Source organism: Streptomyces sp. NPDC027189 (genome assembly GCF_055566975.1).
Genome location: NZ_JBVHRI010000001.1, coordinates 284,785 through 307,676, shown reverse-complemented (window position 1 = coordinate 307,676; position 22,892 = coordinate 284,785). Strand labels below are relative to the sequence as shown.

At 71.7% G+C, this 22,892-nt stretch carries 12 protein-coding genes; 9 read left to right on the top strand and 3 right to left on the bottom strand.

The window, feature by feature from the left end:
* Nucleotides 1-195: 195 nt before the first annotated feature.
* The 5 genes from ACZ4RZ_RS01380 (at nt 196) to moeZ (ending at nt 7,001) form a co-directional block, all read left to right on the top strand.
* Nucleotides 196-1,968, top strand: a complete 1,773-nt coding sequence (locus ACZ4RZ_RS01380) for a DUF3492 domain-containing protein (RefSeq protein WP_467740891.1) — start codon at nt 196-198, stop codon at nt 1,966-1,968.
* The gene (locus tag ACZ4RZ_RS01375) at nt 1,968-3,449 is read left to right on the top strand and encodes a hypothetical protein (protein ID WP_467740889.1); all 1,482 of its coding nucleotides are present in this window, start codon (nt 1,968-1,970) and stop codon (nt 3,447-3,449) included. The genes ACZ4RZ_RS01380 and ACZ4RZ_RS01375 overlap by 1 nt, the downstream gene beginning before the upstream one ends.
* Before the next feature lie 613 nt (nt 3,450-4,062).
* The gene (locus tag ACZ4RZ_RS01370) at nt 4,063-5,022 is read left to right on the top strand and encodes an NAD-dependent epimerase/dehydratase family protein (RefSeq protein ID WP_467740887.1); all 960 of its coding nucleotides are present in this window, start codon (nt 4,063-4,065) and stop codon (nt 5,020-5,022) included.
* A complete protein-coding gene (locus ACZ4RZ_RS01365) occupies nt 5,010-5,759 on the top strand; it encodes a spherulation-specific family 4 protein (protein ID WP_467740885.1) in 750 nt (249 codons plus the stop codon). The genes ACZ4RZ_RS01370 and ACZ4RZ_RS01365 overlap by 13 nt, the downstream gene beginning before the upstream one ends.
* 63 nt (nt 5,760-5,822) lie before the next feature.
* The gene (gene moeZ / locus ACZ4RZ_RS01360; protein ID WP_189189389.1) at nt 5,823-7,001 is read left to right on the top strand and encodes an adenylyltransferase/sulfurtransferase MoeZ; all 1,179 of its coding nucleotides are present in this window, start codon (nt 5,823-5,825) and stop codon (nt 6,999-7,001) included.
* Nucleotides 7,002-7,210: 209 nt separating this feature from the next.
* Here moeZ and ACZ4RZ_RS01355 read toward each other — a convergent pair whose 3' ends face one another.
* The 3 genes from ACZ4RZ_RS01355 to ACZ4RZ_RS01345 form a co-directional block, all read right to left on the bottom strand.
* Nucleotides 7,211-8,767, bottom strand: coding sequence for an alpha/beta hydrolase (locus tag ACZ4RZ_RS01355; protein ID WP_467740883.1), 1,557 nt, complete (start codon nt 8,765-8,767; stop codon nt 7,211-7,213).
* A gap of 115 nt (nt 8,768-8,882) precedes the next feature.
* Nucleotides 8,883-10,427 (bottom strand): alpha/beta hydrolase, encoded by a 1,545-nt coding sequence (locus ACZ4RZ_RS01350; RefSeq protein WP_467740881.1) that lies wholly within the window; start codon nt 10,425-10,427, stop codon nt 8,883-8,885.
* 141 nt (nt 10,428-10,568) lie between these two features.
* Nucleotides 10,569-13,394, bottom strand: coding sequence for a lysylphosphatidylglycerol synthase domain-containing protein (locus tag ACZ4RZ_RS01345; protein ID WP_467740879.1), 2,826 nt, complete (start codon nt 13,392-13,394; stop codon nt 10,569-10,571).
* Nucleotides 13,395-13,580: 186 nt separating this feature from the next.
* On the opposite strand from ACZ4RZ_RS01345, the gene ACZ4RZ_RS01340 reads away from it, so the two are divergent.
* The 4 genes from ACZ4RZ_RS01340 (at nt 13,581) to ACZ4RZ_RS01325 (ending at nt 22,891) form a co-directional block, all read left to right on the top strand.
* The gene (locus ACZ4RZ_RS01340; protein WP_467740877.1) at nt 13,581-13,946 is read left to right on the top strand and encodes an MGMT family protein; all 366 of its coding nucleotides are present in this window, start codon (nt 13,581-13,583) and stop codon (nt 13,944-13,946) included.
* Nucleotides 13,947-14,248: 302 nt separating this feature from the next.
* Complete coding sequence (locus ACZ4RZ_RS01335) at nt 14,249-17,764, top strand: ATP-dependent helicase (protein ID WP_467740875.1); 3,516 nt, start codon at nt 14,249-14,251, stop codon at nt 17,762-17,764.
* Between the two features lie 122 nt (nt 17,765-17,886).
* The gene (locus ACZ4RZ_RS01330) at nt 17,887-21,468 is read left to right on the top strand and encodes a UvrD-helicase domain-containing protein (RefSeq protein ID WP_467740873.1); all 3,582 of its coding nucleotides are present in this window, start codon (nt 17,887-17,889) and stop codon (nt 21,466-21,468) included.
* Nucleotides 21,469-21,478: 10 nt separating this feature from the next.
* Nucleotides 21,479-22,891, top strand: a complete 1,413-nt coding sequence (locus ACZ4RZ_RS01325) for a dipeptidase (protein WP_467740871.1) — start codon at nt 21,479-21,481, stop codon at nt 22,889-22,891.
* The last annotated feature ends 1 nt before the right edge of the window (nt 22,892 follow it).

Sequence of the window (22,892 nt, the reverse complement as noted above, 5' to 3'; positions counted from 1 at the left end):
CCTAACGAAACGTAACTGCTTGATCCCCTAGCGCGACGGAACGCGGCCCGCACGGGAAAGTTACGACCGTTCACCCCTTTTGGTGGCGCGATGGACAACCGTCCGTCGCGCCACCGTCATGTCCGCATACCTTCGTCCCGCTGCGAGCCGCCGGGTCAACGGCGGCTCCCCATACGGGAGATCGGGGGTGTACTCGTGCGCATCGGACTGCTTACGGAGGGTGGCTATCCGTATGTGAGCGGTGACGCCAGACTCTGGTGCGACCGGCTCGTGCGCGGGCTCGGGCAGCATGAGTTCGACATCTACGCGCTCAGCCGCAGCGAGCGGCAGGAGGACGAGGGCTGGATCCAGCTGCCGCCCCAGGTCAGCAGGGTGCGAACGGCACCGCTGTGGACCGCCGAGGACGACGGGGTGGTGTACGGGCGGCGGGCGCGCCGGCGGTTCGCGGACGCGTACGGGGAACTGGCCGCGGCGATGTGCGAGGGGCCGGGGACTCCCGATGCCGACGTGAGGGCACCCGGCGGACCGGGGGTCTCCGGTCGTGCGGGGGCTCTCGGCGGCTCGGCGGCATCTCGCGGTGTTGAGGCGGACCGTTTCGTCAGTGCGCTGTACGGGCTCGCCGAACTCGCCCGGGACGAGGGCGGCCTGGTCGGAGCGCTGCGCTCCGAGGGCGCCGTGCGCGCGTTGGAGCGCGCCTGTCGCGCGCCCGGCGCACTGCGCGCCGCCCGCACCGCGCGTGTACCCGATCTGCTCGCCGTCGCCGCCCATGTCGAACGCGCGCTGCGCCCCCTCTCACTGGACTGGTACGAGGACGACGGGCTCGACTCGGTCGACCTGTGCCACGCCGCGGCCGGCGGCGCGGCGGCGCTGCCCGGCCTCCTCGCACGGCACTTCTCCGGCGTTCCACTGCTGGTCACGGAGTACGGGGTGCAGTTACGGGCGCACTACCTGGCCCCCGCCACTGTTGGGGAGGTCCCCGCCGTACGGGCGCTGCTCGCCGCGTTCCACGGCAGGCTCGCCGCCGAGGTCTACCGCGCGGCCGCGCTCATCACGCCCGGCAACACGCACGCCCGCCGCTGGCAGGAGCGCTGCGGCGCCGACCGCGCCAAGCTGCGCACCGTCTATCCCGGCATGGAGGCGTCCCGCTTCGCGGAGGTGGGGGAGAGCGCGGAGGGCAGCAGGTGCGCGGACCCGGACACGCTGGTGTGGGTCGGCCGCATCGAACCGGCCAAGGACCTGATCTCGCTGCTGCACTCGTTCGCGGAGATCCGCAAGGAGGAACCGAAGACCCGGCTGCGGATCGTCGGCGCGCCCGCCGACGGGCCGGAGGGCGCGACCTATCTGGCCCACTGCAAGGCGCTGGCCGCGCAACTCTTCCCCGACGAGGCGGAGGGCGTGCACGCGGTCGGTGACAACCCGGTGTCCTTCGAGGAGATCGGCGGTCCGGAGGTCCCGAGCCTCGCGGAGGCGTACGCCTCCGGATCGGTGATCGTCCTGTCCAGCGTCGTCGAGGGCTTCCCGATCAGCCTTGTCGAGGCCATGTTCTGCGGCCGCGCCACGGTCTCCACGGACGTGGGCGCGGTCGTCGAAGTCATCGGCGGTACGGGGCTTGTGGTACCGCCACGCAATCCGCGGGCGCTCGCCGAGGCGTGCGTGGCGCTGCTGCGCGATCCCGAGCGTCGTGAGCGCCTGGGCGCCGCTGCCCGCGCACGCGCCCTCGAACTGTTCACCGTCGAGCAGAACATCGCGGCGTTTCACGGCATTTACCTGGAGATCGTCTCGCACTCCCCGGTGCGTCGGGTGGTCGTGGACGACGAGGGTGAGCCGCTGCCCTTCGGAGTGCCGGCCGAGGCCCACGTACCCGGCTGCTGGACCGAGACCCACCTCATGGCTGCGGGCCGACCGCGCTGGGCGGCGGGGGCGCCGGTTCGGGCCACGGTTCCCCTGGTCGCCGGGGAGGGCGCGTGATGAGCGAACTCGGAGCACTGGACCGCCCAGGCAGGCCGAACAGCCCTGGCGCCTGGGACGCGCGGTCGGAGGAGTGGTTGGTGACGGGGGGCGGGGAGATGGACGAGGCGGAAGGGATGTCCGAGGGGGCCGACCTCGCTGGTCGGGCCGGAGCCCTGTCCCGAGCGGCGAGCGACGATGCGGGGGGAGCGCAGGCCGACGCGGGCGACACGGGTGGTTCACACGCTGGCTCGGTCGGCTCGGTCGGCTCGGTCGGCTCGGTCGGCTCGGGCGATGCGGGTGATCCGGCCGATGCGGGCGGAGCTGATGGTGCGGGCCGCACGGGCGGTGGCGCTCGCAAGCCCACCGCCTCCACTGCCTCCGTTGCCTCCCCCGCCCCCACCACCTCTCCCTCTTCGCCTCCTGCCTCCCCCGGGCGTCGTGGTGCCGTGGACCCCGTGAAAGCCCTGATGCACCGTCACCGTGAGCTCTGTGAGCGGGCCGTGGACCCGTTGGAGATCGCGGCGGGTTTGGAGGCGCACGGGGTGACCGACAGGACCGCCGCGCGGTTCCGGCACCGTGACGTGTTCTCGCTCGCCGAGGAGATGTACGCGCGCGTGGCGCGTGACGGAGAGCCCGCGCCCTGCCCGGAGACCCCGGAGCGCCCCGGCGCGCGCGCCGACTGGGCGGTGCTCGCCCTGGTGCCGGGTGCCCTCTGCGCGGCAGCCGTGGTGGGGCTGCGGATCACCGACGGCCGGCCGCGCCTCGCGGTCGCCGCGGTCGGTGCCCTGGCCGTGGCGCTCGGCCTGCGGGTCGCCCTCCGCCGCGGCCCCCTGAACACCGGCCACCGTACGACAGGCGCCACGCGCGCGTGGACGTGCTGGCTCATCGCATACGCCCTCCTCGGCGACGGACTGCTGAGCGCCGGCCTCGACGGCGGCCCCGACGGCCCCTGGCCCCTGGCCACCGCACCCGTACTGGCCCTCGCACTGGCCTGTGCCCCGGCAGCCTGGTGCGCCCACGTCTTCGCCGTACGTGCGAGCCGAAGGCTGACCGCGAGCCGCGGCCTTGAGGAGTTCGCCGCCTCCGTACAGCCCCTGCTCCTCGGGGTGTTCGGCCTGTTCCTGTGTGCCCTCGTCGGGCTGCTCGCGCTGTGCGGCGCCGCGCTGGGCGAGCCTGCGGCGTACGCCGGAGCCGGTGCCCTCGGCGCACTGCTCCTGCTCGCCCGGCTGCTCACGGCGCGAGGCTTCACCCACGCCCCGGCCGTCGTGCTCGCCGTCGCGGGTGGGGCCGAGGCGATGGCCCTGGCCACGGTCTTCGCGGGTCGCCTCCCCGGCTGCTCGTTCCTGGTCACCCCCGTCGAGACCGTCGTCGGCGCCTGGGGACCGGGCGCCGTACCGGCGCTGGTGTGCGGCGCGGCGGCCCTCGTCCTCCTCATCCACTCGACGCGCACCCTGACCCGGGCCTCGGCCCACGCGACACCGCCGGGCGAGCCGCTGTGACGGGCCACCGGAGCGCGGACACGCGCCTTGTCGCGGCGGACGCAAGCCCCCACGCACCCGCAGTCGCCGGACCGGCGGAAGGGGCCGTGCCGGTACATCGAGTGCCCGTTGCTCACCCCAGCCAAGTTGAGCGTGGCACAAGCGCCCACCCCGCAACGGGCGGATGTACCGGCACGGCCCCTGCTCACCCCGCGACCGCACGCGTCCTGCGACGGCGACGAGGACGCACGACGGCCCCTGCTCACCCCGCGACCGCACGCGTCCTGCGGCGGCGACGAGGACGCACGACGGCCCCTGCTCACCCCGCGACCGCACGCGTCCTGCGGCGGCGACGAGGACGCACGACGCCCCCGCCCCACCGCAGGCGCCCCACCGCGGCGGCGAGAACGCCCGACGGCTGCAATGTCACAAGCCCGCAGGCGCTCAACAGCGGCCGCGAGAACGCCCGACGGCTGCAACCACAAGCCCGCAGGCGCCCCACGCCGGAGGCGCCCGCACCCCTCTCCCGCGGGGCCGACACCGCGGGCCCTCTCCCCGACCTACGGCATCACCTCGAAGGAGAACGCCAGATGATCACCTCCCGAACCGGAGAATCCGCCCCGGGAGCCGCCCGATGAGGGTCCTGCTGATCGGAGCCAACGGATACCTGGGCCGATTCGTCGCCGACAGACTGCTCGCCGACCCGGCCGTACAGCTCACCGCGCTCGGCCGGGGCGACGACGCCGACGTACGGTTCGACCTCGCCTCGGGCAGCCCCGGAGCACTCACCCGCTTCCTGGACGCGGTGCACCCCGGAGTCGTCATCAACTGCGCGGGCGCCACCCGCGGCGGCGCCCGCGAACTGACCCGGCACAACACCGTCGCCGTCGCCACCGTCTGCGAGGCCCTGCGCCGCAGCGGCTGCGGGGCACGACTCGTCCAGATCGGCTGCGGTGCAGAGTACGGGCCCAGCCAGCCCGGCTCCTCCACTCCCGAGGACGCCGTGCCGCGCCCGGGCGGCCCCTACGGCGTGAGCAAGCTCGCCGCCACCGAACTGGTCCTCGGCTCCGGCCTGGACGCCGTCGTGCTCCGCGTCTTCTCGCCCGCGGGTCCCGGCACCCCCGCCGGATCCCCGCTCGGCCGCCTCGCCGAGGCTCTGCGCCGCGCCATGCAGTCGGGCGACGGCGAACTGAAACTCGGCGGCCTCGGCGTCCAACGCGACTTCATCGACGTACGCGACGTCGCCCGCGCCGTCCACGCCGCCTCACTCTCCGCCGCACAAGGCGTGATCAACATCGGCTCCGGCCGTGCCGTACGCCTCCGCGACGCCGCCGCCGTCCTCGCCCGCGTGGCCGGCTACGGCGGCGCCCTGCACGAACTCGACGGCCCGCCCGGGCCCATGAGGACATCCATCGGCCACCCCCGCACCGAACCAGACCACGTGGCCCCGGTCGCGTACCCCTATCCGGACGGCTGCGGCAGCTGGCAGCAGGCCGACGTGCGCACCGCACGCGATCGGCTCGGCTGGCGGCCCCGGATCAACCTCGAGGAATCCCTCGCCGACATCTGGATGGAGGCGGCATGCCGTATCTGACCAGCACCGCAACAGGCACCGCGAGCACCGATTTAGGCCTCGGCTTCGGCATCCCCGGCTATGCGCACCCCCTCGTCGCTCCCGTGGAGTGGGGCGAACTCACCCGCCCCGGGACCCCCTTGCACTGGGTCGTCCTGAACGTGGCGGGCGGCCCCGGAACGCGCCCCGACCCGCACTGCCTGGAGGCCGCCGGACGGCTGCGCAACGCGGGGGTCCGGATCCTCGGGCATCTGGGCACCACCTACGGCGCACGCAACTTCGGCGAGTTGATCTCCGACGCCCACCAGTATCTCGACTGGTACCGGGTCGACGGCTTCCTCCTGGACCGCTGCCCCACCGAGCGCGCCGCGCTCCCCGAGGTCCGCCGCACGATCACCACGCTCCGCGCGCTCTGCGACGGCGCACACATCGTGCTGGGCCACGGCGGCCACCCGTACCCCGGCTATGCGGAGAGCGCCGACCAGCTGGTGACCTTCTCCGGCCCCTGGAGCGACTATCGCTGGTCGCAGGTCGCCGAGTGGACCGCCGACTATCCGCCCGAGCGCTTCTGCCACTTCGTCCACGGTGTGCCGCGCGGCCACCTGGAAGAGGCGCTGCGCATCGCCCGCTGGCAGGGCGCCTCGACGATCTACTTCACCGACCGCACGGACCACGGCGGCCGAGCCGACCCCTGGGAGACGATGCCCGGCTACTGGGACGAAATCGTCTCGCGGATCGGAACGGGTGTCTCGGAATGAAGAAGGGCGTGGCAGTGTTACGGGGAGAACAACTGTAGTGATTGACCGACCAACGGAGCCCCCGTGTCGCTGCCACCCCTGGTCGAGCCAGCTCCTGAGCTCACCGTAGACGAGGTCCGCAGGTACTCCCGCCACCTGATCATCCCCGACGTGGGCATGGACGGGCAGAAGCGGCTGAAGAACGCCAAGGTGCTCTGTGTGGGCGCCGGTGGCCTCGGATCGCCGGCGCTGATGTACCTGGCCGCCGCGGGCGTGGGCACGCTCGGCATCGTGGAGTTCGACGAGGTCGACGAGTCGAACCTGCAGCGCCAGATCATCCACAGCCAGGCGGACATCGGCCGCTCCAAGGCCGAGTCGGCCCGCGACTCCGTCCTGGGCATCAACCCGTACGTGAACGTGATCCTTCACGAAGAGCGGCTCGAGGCCGAGAACGTGATGGACATCTTCAGCCAGTACGACCTGATCGTCGACGGCACGGACAACTTCGCGACCCGCTACCTGGTCAACGACGCGTGCGTGCTCCTCAACAAGCCGTACGTGTGGGGCTCGATCTACCGCTTCGACGGACAGGCCTCGGTTTTCTGGTCCGAGTACGGCCCCTGCTACCGCTGCCTCTACCCGGAGCCCCCGCCGCCGGGCATGGTTCCCTCCTGCGCCGAGGGCGGCGTCCTGGGCGTACTGTGCGCGTCCATCGGCTCCATCCAGGTCACCGAGGCGATCAAGGTCCTCACCGGCACGGGCGAGCCGCTCGTCGGCCGCCTGATGATCTACGACGCGCTGGAGATGCAGTACCGCCAGGTCAAGGTCCGCAAGGACCCGAACTGCGCGGTCTGCGGCGAGAACCCCACCGTCACCGAGCTCATCGACTACGAGGCCTTCTGCGGCGTCGTGTCCGAGGAGGCCCAGGAGGCGGCCGCCGGCTCGACGATCACTCCCAAGCAGCTCAAGGAGTGGATCGACGACGGTGAGAACATCGAGATCATCGACGTCCGCGAGATCAACGAGTACGAGATCGTCTCGATCCCCGGCGCCAAGCTGATCCCGAAGAACGAGTTCCTTATGGGCACCGCCCTGGAGACCCTGCCGCAGGACAAGAAGATCGTCCTGCACTGCAAGACGGGTGTCCGCAGTGCGGAAGTCCTCGCCGTCCTGAAGTCCGCGGGCTTCTCGGACGCGGTCCACGTCGGCGGCGGCGTGATCGGCTGGGTCAACCAGATCGAGCCGGACAAGCCGGTGTACTAGGCGTACACCCTCTTCGGAGGAGGGGCTCGGCACCGCAGGTGCCGGGCCCCTTTCCGCTGCCCGCGGTGTGGTGAGCTCCGTGGTCCGTCGTGCGGCGCGCGCCGCTGCCCACAGGACTACCCGCGCCGTTGTGCACGGGGCGATCCGCGCCGTTGTGCACGGGGCCATCCGCGCGGCCCGGGGCAGGTGTCGCCGACCGGCAGGGACTGCTACGACGCGCAGACCTTGCCGTCCTTCGGCACCGTCCCCTTCAGCAGATAGCTGTTCACGGTCGAGTCGACGCAGTCGCTGCCACTCCCGTACGCCCCATGGCCCTCGCCCTTCCAGGTGAGCTCGACTCCGACGCCCTTGCCCAGCTCGTCGGCCATCCTGCGAGCGCCCTCGTACGGCGTCGCCGGGTCCCCGGTGTTGCCGACGACCAGGATGGGCTCGGCTCCCGGCGCGCTGACCTCCGGGTTGTCGTACTGACCGGCCACCGGCCAGTCGTGGCACCAACCCGCCGTGTCCCAGCCCATGAAGTCCCCGAAGACGGGCGAGATCTTCTCGAACTCGGGTAGCAGCTTCTTCGTCTCCTCGGGTGTCGGCCGCTGCTTGTCGTCCAAGCACGATATGACCCGTTGTGAATGCGTCGTCGTGCCGTAGTGCCCCGCGGAGTCACGGTCGTTGTAGCCGTCGGCGAACTCCAGCAGCTGCGAACCGTCCCCGTTCTCTGCGTCCTTGAGGGCGCTGGTCAGGCGTGGCCAGCCCTCCTTGCTGTACAGCGGCAGGACGATGCCGGTGAGCGCGAGAGTCTGAGTGAGTTTGCGGCCACTGGATGTCGGCAGCGGCTTGGCATCGATCCGGTTCAGCAGGTCCACGATCTTCTGGGAACCCTGCTTCGGGTCCTGGCCCGTGGATTTGAGGTAGTCGTTCAGCGCGCGCTGGAAGCCCAGGGTCTGGTTCTTGGCGTGGCCCACCGTGTCGGCACTCGGGTCGACGACGGCGTCCAGGATCAGACGGCCCACGTTCTTGGGGAACAAGTGGGCGTACACCCCGCCGAGTTCGGTGCCGTAGGAGATGCCGAAGTAGTGCATCTTCTGGTCGCCGAGGACTTGGCGCATCAGGTCCATGTCGCGGGCAGTGTCCGTCGTCGAGACGTGTGACAGCAGCTTTCCCTCGGCCTTCTCGCAGCCCTTGCCGAAGTCGGCGGCGTCCTTGAAGTACGCCGCTTCCTCGGTCGCGTCGTCCGGTGTGGCGTCCACCGACTCGGCGGCCTGGATCGCCTTGTCGCCGCGGCAGCGCACGCCCTCGCTGGCGGCGACGCCGCGCGGGTCCCAGCTCACCAGGTCGTACCGCTCGTGGAGCGGACCCACGACGCTTTCGTACGCGGGCATCGTGGAGACGCCCGAGCCGCCAGGGCCGCCGAAATTGAACAGGAGGGAGCCGATGCGCTTGCTCTGGCCGCCGGTGGCCTTCGAACGGATCAGCGCGAGGCCGATCGTCCCGCCGTCCGGCTTCGCGTAGTCCAGGGGCACCTTCAGCGTGGCGCACTGCCAGCCGCTGCCCGGTGCGGGGGAGTTCGAACTTCCCTTGCAGCGGCCCCAGTCGAGCTTCTGCGAGGTGAGCGAGGCGGGCAGACCCGAGGCCGTGCCGGAAGAGGGAGCGACGGCCGACGGCATATCGCTGTTCTTCCCCTCGCCCGTGCCGTCCCCCGGCGAGCCGCTGCTGCAGCCGGCCACCAGCAACGCGGCGGCCGCCGCGGCTGTCCACCGTGCCAAACGTGTCATGAACTTCCCCCTCGCCCGTGATCCGCTCGAAGTCGCGGATCACATGCAAGCCATATTAGGCGTCGTCGGTCGGCCGCAGCCGAGCCCTGTGGATAACGCATTGACCTGCTGCTTTCTATGAGCAGACGGTCCCGGCCGGCGGTACGGTCCCCTCCAGCAGGTAGCCGTTCACAGCGCTTTGCACGCACTTGTTCTTGCTGTCGTACGCCCCGTGCCCCTGGCCCTTGTACGTCAGCTCGACACCGACTCCCTTGCCCAGCGCGTCCACCATCTTCTTCGCCCCTTCGTACGGTGTGGCCGGGTCGCCGGTGTTGCCGACGACGAGGATCGGCGCCGCACCGGCGGCGCTGACGTTCGGGTGGTCGGCCGCGCCCGCCACGGCCCAGTCGGTGCAGCTGACCATGCCCCAGGCCAGATAGTCGCCGAACAGCGGCGAGGCGGCCCGGAACTCCGGAACCTTCGACTCGACGTAGTTCGAGGTGTATCGCGGCTTGTCGTCGGCGCAGTTGATGGAGATGTTCGCCGGGACGATGTTGCTGTACTGGCCGTTCTCGCTGCGTCCGTTCATCGAGTCCGACAGCAGCATCAACACCTTGCCGTCACCGTCGTACGCCTGCTCAAGGCCCTCTGTCAGGTACTCCCAGAAGTCCTTGGAGTACAGCGCCTGAGCGATGCCGTTCGTCGCGGCGGTCTGGGTGAGCTGACGGGGGAAGACGCCGGGGATCGGCTTGGTGTCGAGCTCCTTCAGCAGTTTGGCGATGCGGTCCTTGACGTCCTGCGGGGTGTCGCCGATCGGGCAGTCCTCGGTCTTCGAGGTGCAGTCCTCGGCGAAGTTGTCAAGGGCGAGCTGGAAGCCCTTGGCCTGCCCCAGCGAGCTCTGCTCGGGGTTCTGTGTCGGGTCGACGACCGCGTCGAAGACGGCGCGTCCCACCTTCTTGGGGAACAAGTGGGCGTAGACGCCGCCCAGTTCGGTGCCGTACGAGATGCCGAAGTAGTACAGCTTGGCGTCGCCGAGCACCTGCCGCATCAGGTCCATGTCACGAGCCGCGTCGGTCGTACGGACGTGGAGGAGGATCTTGCCGGAGTTCTTGTCGCAGGCCGCGTTGAACGTCTCGGTGTTCTTCAGGAGCTTCTGCTGCTCGGCGGTGTCGTCCGGGGTGGCGTCCTGCTGGAAGAACTCGTCGAGCTGGCTGTCGTCCTCGCACTTCACGCCCGCGCTGCGGCCGACCCCGCGCGGGTCGAAGCTCACCAGGTCGTAGCGGGTGCGCAGCTTGGCGTAGTCCTCGCCGAAGGCGGGCAGTGTGGTGACGCCCGAGCCCCCCGGCCCGCCGAAGTTGAAGATCAGCGAACCGATGCGCTTGCTCGGGTCACCGCTCGTCTTCGCCCGGATCAGCGCGAGCCCGATCGTGTCGCCCTTCGGCTCGGCCCAGTCGAGGGGTGCCTTCAGGGTGGCGCACTGCCACTCCGTACCGCCCGGCAGGGGTGAGGGAGCGTTGCCGCCGCCCTCGGACTCGGACGGTGCCGGGCACTCCTTCCAGTTCAGCTTCTGAGCCGTCAGGTCCTCGTCCTTGGAGCCGTCGCTGCAACCCGTCATCAAGGAGAACAGCAGGAGGGCGGTGACGGTCAGGGCAGCGGCGCGCAGCTGGGGAGGGTTCGGCATGCTTCCATCCTGCGGGCGTGCAGGGCGGGACGCTCGGGGCGCGAGCCGTGTGGGTGAGGGCCCGCAGTGGACCCGTACGGGATGGCCGGTGGACGCGGACGGGACGGCCCGTGGACTCGCACGGATGGCCCCGCACGCCGCCTACAGTGCGCCCTTGCGTGTCAGGTGGTTGAAGAACAGCCATCCCGGCAGCACCGGAAGCCACAGCGTCAGCAGCCGGTACAGCAGCACGGCGGGCGCCGCGACCTCCTTGGGGAGGCCGACGGCGATGAGACCGAGCGTGAGGCTGGCCTCGACCGCACCCACGCCGCCGGGGGTCGGCGCCGCGGAGCCCAGCGCGTTGCCGGCGAGGAAGACGACCGCGACGCTGGCGAGGCTGAGTGTGGTGGTCTCCTCGTGGCCGAACGCGCGGATCGAGGCGTCCAGACACATCACGAAGCAGGCGGTGAGCAGCAACATGCCGCCGATGCCGGTGACCAGCTTCTGCGGCCGCTGCAGCACATCGAGCATGCGCGGTACCACGCCCGCGAACAGCGACCTCACGCGCGTGACGATGAATTTGCGCAGGAAGGGCACCGACGTCACCACGAGAACCAGCACCGCGACCGTCAGCAGACCCGCGATGACCGTGCGGGACGGCGACAGGGACGGCGTCTTCTCGGTGCCGGTCAGATAGCCGAAGGACAGCAGCATCAGGATGTGGCAGCCGAGACCGAACAGCTGCGACGCGCCGACGCTCGCCACCGCGAGACCCGGCCGCACCCCGGCACGCTGCAGGAAGCGCGTGTTCAGGGCGACACCGCCGACCGCCGCGGGGGCCACGATCTTCACGAACGAGCCTGCGACCTGCGCCGCCACGGTCCGCACGAACGGCACCCGCTCGGGCACGAAGCCGAGCAGGCTCATGGCCGCCGCGAAGTAGCTCAGCGCCGAGAACAGCACCGCCGCGGCGACCCAGCCCCACTCGGCGTTGTCGAACAGGGTTCCGAACTCGATATGGGTGAGCTGCGTCAGCAGGAAGTACGCGCCGATCGCGCCGGCGATGAAGCTGATCAGGGTGCGCGGCCGGACGCGCTCGAGGCGGGCCGGTTCGACCGGTGCCTGCGGCCTGATCAGCAGCACCTGGTGGCGGATCTGGGTGAGCAGATCCTCCTCGCGCGCCTCGTCCAGAGCCTCGCCGATCGCCCGCTTCTCGGCCCGCTGTTCGGCGCGTACGGCCTTCTTGTCGGGCTTTTCCAGTGCGACCGCGGTGTCTTCCTTGGCTTCCTCGGCGCGAGCGAGTCTGTCCTGCCGGGAAGCCTCCAGCACGGCGTCCCGCTCGCGCTGTGCGCGCTCCCGGGCCAGTTTCCGCAGCGTCGCGCGCGTGGAGCGGGACAGCGCGATCGGCTGCAGCATCGGCAGGCAGTCGGCGACCGCGTCCGGGCCGAGTACGCCCACCGCCGACGCCACCGCGCGCTCCGCGCCTACGCGCAGTCCGAGCGTGGTGACCAGCTGGGCGATGTCCATGCGCAGCAGCAGGTCTCCGGCCGCGATCTCGCCGCCGCGCAGATCGGTGAGGACCACCGTGCCGGAACGATCCACCAAGATCGCGTCACCCGCGAGTCTGCGGTGCGCGATGCGCCGGGACTGCAGTGCCTGCACCTGATGCCAGGTGTCGCGCAGCAGATCGTCGGTGATGAGCTCGTCGGGCAGCGAGTCGAGGGTGCGGCCACCGGTGTGCTCGTAGACGAGGATCACGGCGTCCGGACCGAGTTCCGAGGTCGCGATCAGCTTGGGCGCGTTCGCCCCGGCCGCGATGGCCGCGTACGCGAGGAGGGCCTCCTGCTCCAGGGCCTGGCGCAGCGACTGGAGGCTGCGGCGCGTGGTGATCCCGCGCAGCGTCAGCCGGCGCCACACACGATAGAAGAAGCCCTGCGCCTGCTGCTCGCGGTCGACCACCGTGACGTCCAGCGGTGGGCCGTCCTCCAGGGTGACGAAGTAGCGCCGACCGCGGTCGCCGTTCTCCGTGGCCTCCGGTGCCTCCTCGCGGGCCGCGCTCACCGGGTGGAAGCCCACATGCCGCAGGCCCGCCATCAGCGTCCGTCCGGTGGGCCGCACGTTCGGCGAGCCGACCGCGTACAGCGTCCCGTATGCGACGGTCCAGCCGATCAGCACCGTCAGGATGATCGAGAACGGCGTCGTATAGCCGGTGACCAGCATGGAGAAGGCGTCCAGGAGCAGCACCACCCACAGCACCGCGCGCCAGCGCGGTCTGCGGGACATGCCGACGGCCGTCATGTACGCGATGACCGGCGCGAGATAGCCGTGCACGGGGTCGGTGAGGGCGTGGATGTCACCCGGCGAGGGCTGGGTGAGCGCCTCCTGGATGGAGTCGGGGGCGGCCTTCGCGACCCACAGGTCCGTCGCGAGTGTCACTCCGTGCGCCAGCACCGCGGCGAGGACACCGTCGGCGATGCGCAGCCCGTCCCGCTTGATCAACCGCTCGATGGCGAAGGCGACGGGCACCAGGAGGATCGCGATGCTGGACGCCAGACCCGCGATCTTGATCAGTAGATCGGGTGCCTGGCCCGTGCCCTTGTTGATGTCCTGTTCGAGCCCCGAGGTGGTGCCGTGCGCGAACGCGGCGATCGCGAGCACCACGACGATCGCGAGGAAGCCGACCAGGAGCCGCATCAGATCGGACGGACGGTGCACGCGCGCGGGGAGCAGCGGTTCGTCGCCCTCTACCTCGTCGGCGTGGGCCTCGTCGGCGCAGTCGGCGCCCTGCTTGACCTGCTGCTTCTCGTTTTCGTACGTCTTAGGGGTGCGCTTTGCGGACGCCGCGGAGGCGGACTCGCTCGCCTTGGCGGTCGTGGGCTCGGCCTTCGCCCCGCCCGCGTCCTTCTCGCCGACGCCGTCGGTGTCCGGGCGTGACGAGGCCTCGGAGGTGCCCTCCGCGTCTTCGGGGTGCACGCCCTGCTGCCTCATAGTCTCTTCTTGATCTCGTATCACCAGTCACCGCCCGCACGATGGTGGCATGCCCGACCGACACACGGGGGCATCAGGGTGCAAATGCGGGGGCGCACAGTCTGCCCCAAGCCTCGTCGCGGGGCGAGAGATACGCACAGTCGTGACCGCGTCACATTGTCGGTGGGGTGGGGCAGGATGGGGCGGATGAGCGAGGAGAGCCTTCCGGTGGACGCCCTGCCGGAGTACGCGGAGCGGGTGCTCGAGGTCGCCGAGCTGATCCCGCCCGGACGCGTCATGACGTACGGCGATGTCGCCGAATGGCTCGAGCAGGGCGGGCCGCGCCAGGTGGGCCGCGTGATGGCCCTTTACGGAGGAGCGGTGCCCTGGTGGCGTGTCATACGCGCGGACGGCGTGCTGCTCCCGGGTCACGAACTGGAGGCGCTGGCCCACTACCGCGACGAGGGCACGCCCCTGAAGGAGGCGAGCAGAGCCTCCGAGGGGCATCTGCCGCGCGTCGACATGAGACGGGCGCGATGGGACGGCGGCGAGCGCGCGGAAGGTCACACCTGACAGCTTCCGGCATCGGACGGGCGGAAGGGGAACCTGCGGCCCGTCCGGGGGAAATGAGGCACATCCGTGACATGCCGTACGTTCGTGGAGCGAGGGACGCACGTGGCCTGAGGGAAGAAGGGGAAGCCCTCCTTCCAGGAAGGTCACCGGCGTAGCGTCGTCGACGCGCATCCCCCTCACCCCGCGGCCACCGCCCTCCACACGCGGCAGTCCTCCCACTCGTCGCCCGAACACCGCCCCTCAACGACGGCGCTCCGCGCCGGCAGTGACAAACCGCACAACCACCAGGACCGGCGAACCACGTGAGCTCCTCTTCTTCCACCAGGCGCCTGACGCACCCCCAGGTGCGCCAGGGGACCCGCGGCGCGTACCGACTGGTGCGTACCCCGCCGGCCCGGGTGGATCCCCCTCGTCTTGACGCAGGGCAGCGTGCGGTGGTTGACCACAGGAGCGGTCCGCTGCTCGTTCTCGCAGGTCCGGGCACTGGCAAGACGACCACGCTCGTCGAGTCGGTGGCTGCCCGGATCGCACGGGACGGCGACCCGGAGCGGGTGCTGGTGCTCACGTTCAGCAGGAAGGCGGCCGTCGAGCTGCGCGACCGCATGGCGCTGCGCATAGGGGCCGCCCGCGCGCCCCAGGCCACCACCTTTCACTCCTTCTGCTACGCCCTGGTCCGCGCTCACCAGGACAGCGACCTGTTCGTGGAGCCGCTGAGACTGCTGTCCGGTCCCGAGCAGGACGTGGCGGTGCGTGAGCTGCTCGCGGGCCAGCCCGACCTGGAGCGGCTCGGCCTCGCCCATGTGCGCTGGCCGGACGAGCTGCGCGCCTGTCTGACCACCCGCGGCTTCGCCGATGAGGTCCGCGCGGTGCTCGCCCGCAGCCGTGAACTGGGCCTGAGCCCCGACGCCCTGGACGCCTTCGCCAGGCGCATCGGCCGCCCCGACTGGGGTGCGGCGGCCGCCTTCCTCGCCGAGTACCTCGACGTCCTGGACATGCAAGGAGTGCTCGACTACGCGGAACTGGTCCACCGCGCGGTGCTCCTCGCCCGGCGTCCCGAGGTCGCCGGGCGCCTCGCCGCCCAGTACGACGCCGTCTACGTGGACGAGTACCAGGACACCGACCCCGCGCAGGTGCGGCTGCTGCGAGCCCTCGCGGGCGGCGGGCGCACCCTCGTCGCCTTCGGCGACCCCGACCAGTCGATCTACGCCTTCCGGGGCGCCGATGTGAACGGCATCCTGGACCTCCCCGACGCCTTCCCGCGCGCGGACGGCCGCCCGGCGCCGGTCGAGGTCCTCCGGACGTCCCGCCGCTCGGGAGCCGCCCTGCTGGCCGCCACCCGCCTGCTCACCCAGCGCATGCCGCTGACCCGCCTCCCGGCGGAGAAGGTACGCGCCCACCGCGAGCTGTTCCCGGTACGGGACGGGGGCCGCGTCGAGATCTACACGTACCCGACGCCCGGCACGGAGCTCGACAACATCGCGGACATCCTGCGCCGCGCCCACCTGGAGGACGGCGTCCCCTGGGGTGACATGGCCGTCCTGGTGCGCGCGGGCTCCCGCACCATTCCGACGATCCGGCGGGCGCTCACCGCGGCCGGGGTGCCCCTCGACATCGACGGCGACGACCTGCCGCTGCGCCACGAGCCGGCGGTCGCGCCGCTGCTGACGGCGTTGCGGGCGGTGGCACAAGCAGAACTGGGGGAGCAAGCGGAGCTCGGGGAGGAAGCCGAGCTCGAGGAGGAAGGCAAGCTCGGGGAGCAAGCCGAGCTCGGGGAGGACTCCGGCACCGAAGCCGCCGTACCGCCGGAAGGCGGGCCCGTACCGGCGGAAGGCGAGCTCGCCGTATCGCCGGAAGCCGAACCCGCCGTACCGGCGGAAGGCCCCGCGGCCGGCGCCGTGGACGAGCCCGAAGAGAGCGCCGACTCCGAAGCGCCCGCAGCGCCGCCCTGGCTCGACACCGAAACCGCGCTCACCCTGCTCGCCTCGCCCCTCGCGAGCATGGACGCCGCCGACCTGCGGCGTCTGGGCCGCGCACTGCGCGAGGAGGAGCGCGCCGCAGGCAACCTCGTACCGCCGCCGTCCGACGACCTGCTCGCTCGCGCGCTGGCCGAGCCGGAGCGGCTCGTCGCGCACGACCCGGCGTACGCCCGAGGGGCCCAGCGCCTCGGCGCGCTGCTGCGCAAGGCACGGGAGCGCCTCGCGGGCGGCGGGACGGCCGAGGAGGCGCTCTGGGATCTGTGGGAGGGCACACCGTGGCCGCAGCGCCTGGAGCGGGCCGCCCGCCGCGGCGGCGCGGCCGGGCGCAACGCCGACCGGGATCTCGACGCCGTGTGCGCGCTGTTCGCGACCGCGGCGCGCGCCGAGGAGCGGACCGGGGGCCGGGGTGCCCTCAACTTCCTGGAGGAGATCGAGGCCGAGGACATCGCCGCCGACACGCTCACCCGCAGGGCCGCACGCCCCGACGCCGTACGTCTGATGACCGCGCACCGCTCCAAGGGCCTGGAATGGCGCCTCGTCGTCGTCGCGGGCGTCCAGGAGGGCCTGTGGCCGGATCTTCGTCGCCGCGGCTCCCTGCTGGAGGCGGACCGCATCGGACGCGACGGGCTCGCCGAACCCCTCACGCCCGGAGCGCTCCTCGCCGAAGAGCGCCGCTTGTTCTACGTGGCCGCCACGCGCGCGCGGGAACGCCTCGTCGTCACCGCCGTGAAGGCCCCCGCCGACGACGGCGACCAGCCGTCCCGGTTCCTCACCGAACTCGGAGTCGAACCCAAGGACGTGACCGGCCGTCCGCGCCGCCCTCTCTCCGTCGCCGCGCTGGTCGCCGAGTTGCGGGCCACGACCGTCGACCCGGGCGTCTCGGACAGCCTCAGGCAGGCCGCGGCACAGCGCCTCGCCCGACTTGCCGCGCTCGCCGACGAGGACGGCCGGCCCCTGGTCCCGTCCGCGCACCCCTACCGCTGGTGGGGCATGTACGAGCCGACCGAGAGCAAGGTCCCGCTGCGCAATCGCGACCAGCCGGTCGTGCTCTCCGGAAGCGCCCTCGACCAGCTCGCCAACACCTGTGCCCTGCAGTGGTTCCTGGGCCGGGAGGTGAAGGCCGACGCGCCGGCCACGGCCGCGCAGGGATTCGGCAACGTGGTACACGTCCTGGCCGACGAGGTCGCGTCCGGAGGCACCCCCGCCGACCTCGCCGTCCTCATGGAGCGCCTCGACTCCGTGTGGAACGCCCTCGCCTTCGACGCCCCCTGGAAGTCGGCGCAGGAGAAGGAGCACGCGCGCGTGGCGCTCGAGCGCTTCCTGAAGTGGCACGTCATGGACCGCACGGGTCGTACGCCGGTCGCCAGCGAGCACGACTTCGACGTGACCCTCGAAGCGGGCTCCTACGAAGTACGCATCCGCGGCTCCATGGACCGTGTCGAGGCGGACACCGAAGGCCGCGCCTACGTGGTCGACTTCAAGACCGGCAAGCAGGCGCCGAGCGCCGCCGAAGTGGCGCACCATCCGCAACTCGCCGTCTACCAGCTCGCGGTCCGCGAGGGCGCAGTCGATGACGCCTTCGACGGAGAACGCCCTGAACCGGGCGGTGCCGAACTCGTCCAGCTGCGCCAGGGCGCCGCCAAGAGGAGCGGCGGCGAGACCCTCCCCAAGGTGCAGGCCCAGGAGCCCCTGGAGGGCGAGTGGGTCGGCGACCTCCTGGCCACCGCCGCCGGCAAGGTCCTCGACGAACGGTTCTCGCCGACTGCGGGACAACACTGCACACACTGTGCTTTCAGGGCGTCGTGCAGCGCTCGACCGGAGGGGCGGCACGTGGTCGACTGAGGTGCCCGCGGGACCTCTTGTGGTCGAGTGATGTTCGGCACCACGTGTGCTGACCAGCGGTTCTTGCGCCTCGGCGGCCGATGTGGCCCCCGGTGTCAGTGGGCGCCGCTAGCCTCTCTGACGTGTCCGCCCGTATCACCGATCCCGAGCAGCTCAAGGAGCTCCTCGGCATCCCGTTCACCCCGGAGCAGACGGCCTGCATCACCGCGCCGCCCGCCCCGCAGGTGATCGTGGCCGGAGCCGGCTCGGGCAAAACCACGGTGATGGCGGCGCGCGTGGTGTGGCTGGTCGGCACCGGACAGGTCGCTCCCGAGCAGGTACTCGGCCTGACGTTCACCAACAAGGCCGCGGGTGAACTCGCCGAGCGCGTCCGCAAGGCGCTCATCAAGGCGGGCGTCACCGACCCGGACGTGATCGACCCCGACAACCCGCCGGGCGAGCCCGTCATCTCCACGTACCACGCCTTCGCGGGCCGCCTGCTGACCGACCACGGGCTGCGCATAGGACTCGAACCGACGTCCCGCCTGCTCGCCGACGCCACCCGCTATCAGCTCGCCGCGCGCGTGCTGCGCGAGGCCCCAGGGCCGTACCCGGCGCTGACCCGTTCCTTCCCCGACCTGGTCGGGGACCTCCTCACGCTCGACTCCGAACTCGCCGAACACCTCGTACGCCCCGAGGGCCTGCGCGCGTACGACGCCGAGCTGCTGCGCTCCCTGGAAGGCGCCAAACTCACCAACGCCGACCTGCGCAAGGTCCCCGAGGCGGCCGCGGCCCGGCGTGAACTCGCGGAGCTGGTGGACCGCTACCGCGCGGCCAAGCGTGAGCGCGATCTCCTCGACTTCGGCGACCAGATCGCCCTTTCGGCCACCCTCGCCCGCACCCGGCCCGACGTCGGAGAGATCCTGCGCGATGAGTTCCGCGTGGTCCTGCTGGACGAGTACCAGGACACCTCGGTGGCCCAACGCGTCCTGCTCGCGGGGCTGTTCGGCGGTGGCACCGGTCACCCGGTGACCGCGGTCGGCGACCCCTGCCAGGCGATCTACGGCTGGCGAGGCGCCTCCGTCGCCAACCTCGACGACTTCCCCGAGCACTTCGCGCACGCCGACGGCCGCCCCGCGACCCGCCAGGCGCTCAGCGAGAACCGCCGCAGCGGCGGCCGCCTCCTCGACCTCGCCAACGGCCTCGCTGAGCCCCTGCGCGCCATGCACGCGGGCGTGGAGGCCCTGCGCCCCGCCCCCGGAGCCGAGCACGACGGCGTGGTCCGCTGCGCGCTGCTGCCCACTCACGCCGAGGAGATCGACTGGCTCGCCGACTCCCTCGCCCATCTCGTACGCACCGGAAAGGCGCCCGGCGAGATCGCGGTCCTGTGCCGTACGGCCACCGACTTCGCAGAGATCCAGGGAGCGCTCGTCGCCCGCGACATCCCGGTCGAGGTGGTGGGCCTCTCCGGGCTGCTGCACCTTCCCGAGGTCGCGGATCTCGTCGCAGTCTGTGAGGTCCTCCAGGACCCGGGCGCCAACGCCTCCTTGGTACGCCTGCTCACCGGTCCGCGCTGGCGGATCGGCCCGCGCGACCTCGCCCTACTGGGGCGGCGTGCCCGCCTCCTCGTGTCCCACGCGCGCGTGGGGGCCGACGACGACCCGGATCGCCGGCTCGCCGCCGCGGTCGAGGGGGTCGATCCGTCGGAGGTGATATCGCTCGCCGACGCGCTCGACACGTTCCTGGAGATGCCCATCGAGGCCGAAGGGGACGACGACGGGCTGCCCTTCTCGCCGGACGCGCGGGTGCGGTTCGCGCGGCTCGCCGCCGAGCTGCGCGACCTGCGCCGCTCCCTCGCCGACCCGCTGATGGACGTCCTGCACCGGGTGCTCGCCGTCACCGGCCTGGAGGTCGAACTCTCCGCGTCGCCGCACGCCCTGGCCGCCCGCCGCCGCGAGACCCTGTCGAACTTCCTGGACGTCGCCGCGTCCTTCGCCGCGGGCGACGGAGAGGCGACCCTGCTGGCTTTCCTCGGCTTCCTGCGCACCGCCGCGCAGTACGAGAAGGGCCTCGACAACGCCCTGCCCGGTGGCGAGAACACCGTCAAGGTGCTGACCGCGCACAAGTCCAAGGGCCTGGAATGGGACGTCGTCGCGGTTCCCGGCCTCGTCACGGGCACCTTCCCCAGCACCCAGGGCCGCGAGAAGTGGACCGCCCAGGGCAAGGTCCTGCCGCACGAGCTGCGCGGCGACGCCGCCACGCTGCCCGACATCGAGGCCTGGGACGCCAAGGGCATCAAGGCCTTCCACGAGGCCATGAAGGACCACCAGCACACCGAGGAACTCCGCCTCGGCTACGTCACCTTCACCCGCCCCCGCTCGCTCCTGCTCGGTTCCGGCCACTGGTGGGGCCCCTCCCAGAAGAAACCCCGCGGCCCCTCGGACTTCCTGCACGCCCTGTACGAGCACTGTGCGGCCGGACACGGTGAGATCGAGGTCTGGGCGGACGAGCCCGCGGAGGACGAGGAGAACCCCGCCCTGCGCGCGGCGGCCGCAGACCACGCGTGGCCGCTCCCGCTCGACGACGCGGCACTCGCCCGCCGCCGTGCGGCCGCGGAGACCGTACTCGCCCAGCTGGAGCGGGTGGCATCGCACGAGGAGGCCCACCCCGGGGCCGCGGGGGACCGGCCCAGGGCTGCCCACGACCCGTCCTCGTACGACGATCCGGACTGGCCGCCTCCGCCGGAGGACGACGACTCCCTGCACGACGGTCCTCCCTACGGGGAGGACGGCTTCCCCGACGAGGACGACTCCGACTGGGACTCCTGGACGACGGACCGCGCGACGGACCGCGCGACGGACCGCGCGACGGACCGCGCGACGGACCGCGCGACGGACCGCGCGAGCGCCCGCCCGACGGTTCCGCACCAGGCGCCCGCCCCGGAGGCTCGTTCCCACCCCGAGGAGCCCCCGCATCTCTCCCCCGAGGAGGCTCGCACCCTCACCTCCTGGGACCGTGACCTGGACGCGCTGACCGGAGAGCTGCTGCGCGCTCGCGCGAGCGTCACGGACGTACCCCTGCCGGCGTCGCTCACCGCGTCGCAGTTGCTGCGCCTGGCCGCTGATCCGGACGGCTTCGCGCAGGAGCTGGCGCGCCCCATGCCGCGCCCCCCGCAGCCGGCCGCGCGCCAGGGCACCCGCTTCCACGCCTGGGTCGAGTCCCGCTTCGAAGAGCTGCGGCTGCCCATGCTGGAGCCGGAGGAGCTGCCCGGCAGCGAGGCCGAGATCGCCGACGAGCGCGACCTGGAGGCTCTCAAGGACGCCTTCGAACGCACCCCGTATGCGCACCGGACTCCGTATCGAGTCGAGGCGCCCTTCCAGCTCGCGATCGCGGGACGCGTCGTACGCGGCCGTATCGACGCCGTCTACAGGGAGGGCGACGGCCACGGGACGACGTACGAGATCGTCGACTGGAAGACCGGCCGCGGCCGCACCGCCGACCCCCTTCAGCTGGCGCTCTACCGTCTCGCCTGGGCCGAGCAGCACGGCGTGCCCCTGGAGTCCGTCAAGGCCGTGTTCCTGTACGTCCGCAGCGGCGAGGTCGTACGACCGGACCACCTCCCGGACCGTGCCGCACTGGAGCGGCTGCTCATCGAAGACCCAGCAGGCCCGCAGGGAGAGGCTCCCGGGGAACCGTCGGGCGAACACGCCCCTGTGGGCGGATAGGCTCGTGAGCATGAGCAAGCCCGTTGACAACGCCGTCAGCACCGTCCGCACGTACATCCAGAACCACCGCGCCGCCTTCCTCGACGACCTCGTGGAGTGGCTGCGCATCCCCTCGGTGTCGGCGCAGCCCGACCACGCCGCGGACGTGGCGCGCAGCGCCGACTGGCTTGCCGCCAAGCTCCGGGAGACCGGTTTCCCGACCACCGAGGTCTGGCCGACCGCGGGCGCCCCGGCCGTCTTCGCCGAGTGGCCCGCAGAGGATCCGGGGGCTCCTACGGTCCTGGTCTACGGGCACCACGACGTGCAGCCCGCTGCCCGTGAGGACGGCTGGGACACGGAGCCCTTCGAGCCGGTGATCCGCGGAAACCGCCTCTACGCGCGCGGGGCTGCCGACGACAAGGGCCAGGTGTTCTTTCACACACTCGGGGTCCGTGCCCACCTCGCCGCCACCGGGCGCACCGCCCCGGCCGTCCACCTCAAGCTCCTGGTCGAGGGCGAGGAGGAATCCGGCTCCCCGCACTTCCGTGACCTCGTCGAAGCCAAGGCGCAGCGGCTCGCCGCCGATGCCGTGATCGTCTCCGACACCGGCATGTGGTCCGAGGACACCCCCACGGTGTGCACCGGGATGCGCGGCCTCGCGGAGTGCGAGATCGAGCTGTACGGCCCCGACCAGGACATCCACTCCGGATCCTTCGGCGGTGCCGTGCCCAACCCGGCGACCGTCGCCGCCCGACTCGTCGCGGCCCTGCACGACGAGCACGCGCGCGTAGCCGTACCCGGCTTCTACGACGGCATCACCGAACTCACCGACCAGGAGCGCGAGCTCTTCGCCGAGCTGCCCTTCGACGAAGAGCGGTGGCTGCGTACAGCCAAGTCGACGGCCACCTACGGAGAGGCCGGACACACCACCCTGGAGCGCATCTGGGCTCGCCCGACCGCCGAGGTCAACGGCATCGGCGGCGGCTACCAGGGCCCCGGCAGCAAGACGATCATCCCGTCCTCGGCCATGGTGAAGCTCTCCTTCCGGCTGGTCGCGGGACAGGACCCCGAGCACATCGAGAAGGCCGTACGCGCCTGGGCCGCCGAGCAGGTGCCTGCCGGCATCCGGTCCGAGATCACGTTCGGCGCGGCCACGCGCCCGTGTCTGACGCCGCTGGACCACCCGGCCCTCCAGTCCGTCGTACGGGCGATGGGACGGGCCTTCGAGCAGCCGATCCGCTTCACCCGTGAGGGCGGCTCGGGACCCGCGGCCGACCTCCAGGAAGTCCTCGGCGCCCCGGTGCTCTTCCTGGGCATCTCCGTCCCCTCGGACGGCTGGCACGCCCCCAACGAGAAAGTCGAGCTCGATCTCCTCATGAAGGGCGTCGAAACCACCGCCCACCTGTGGGGCGATCTGGCCGAAAACTGGCGCGAGGCACACTGAA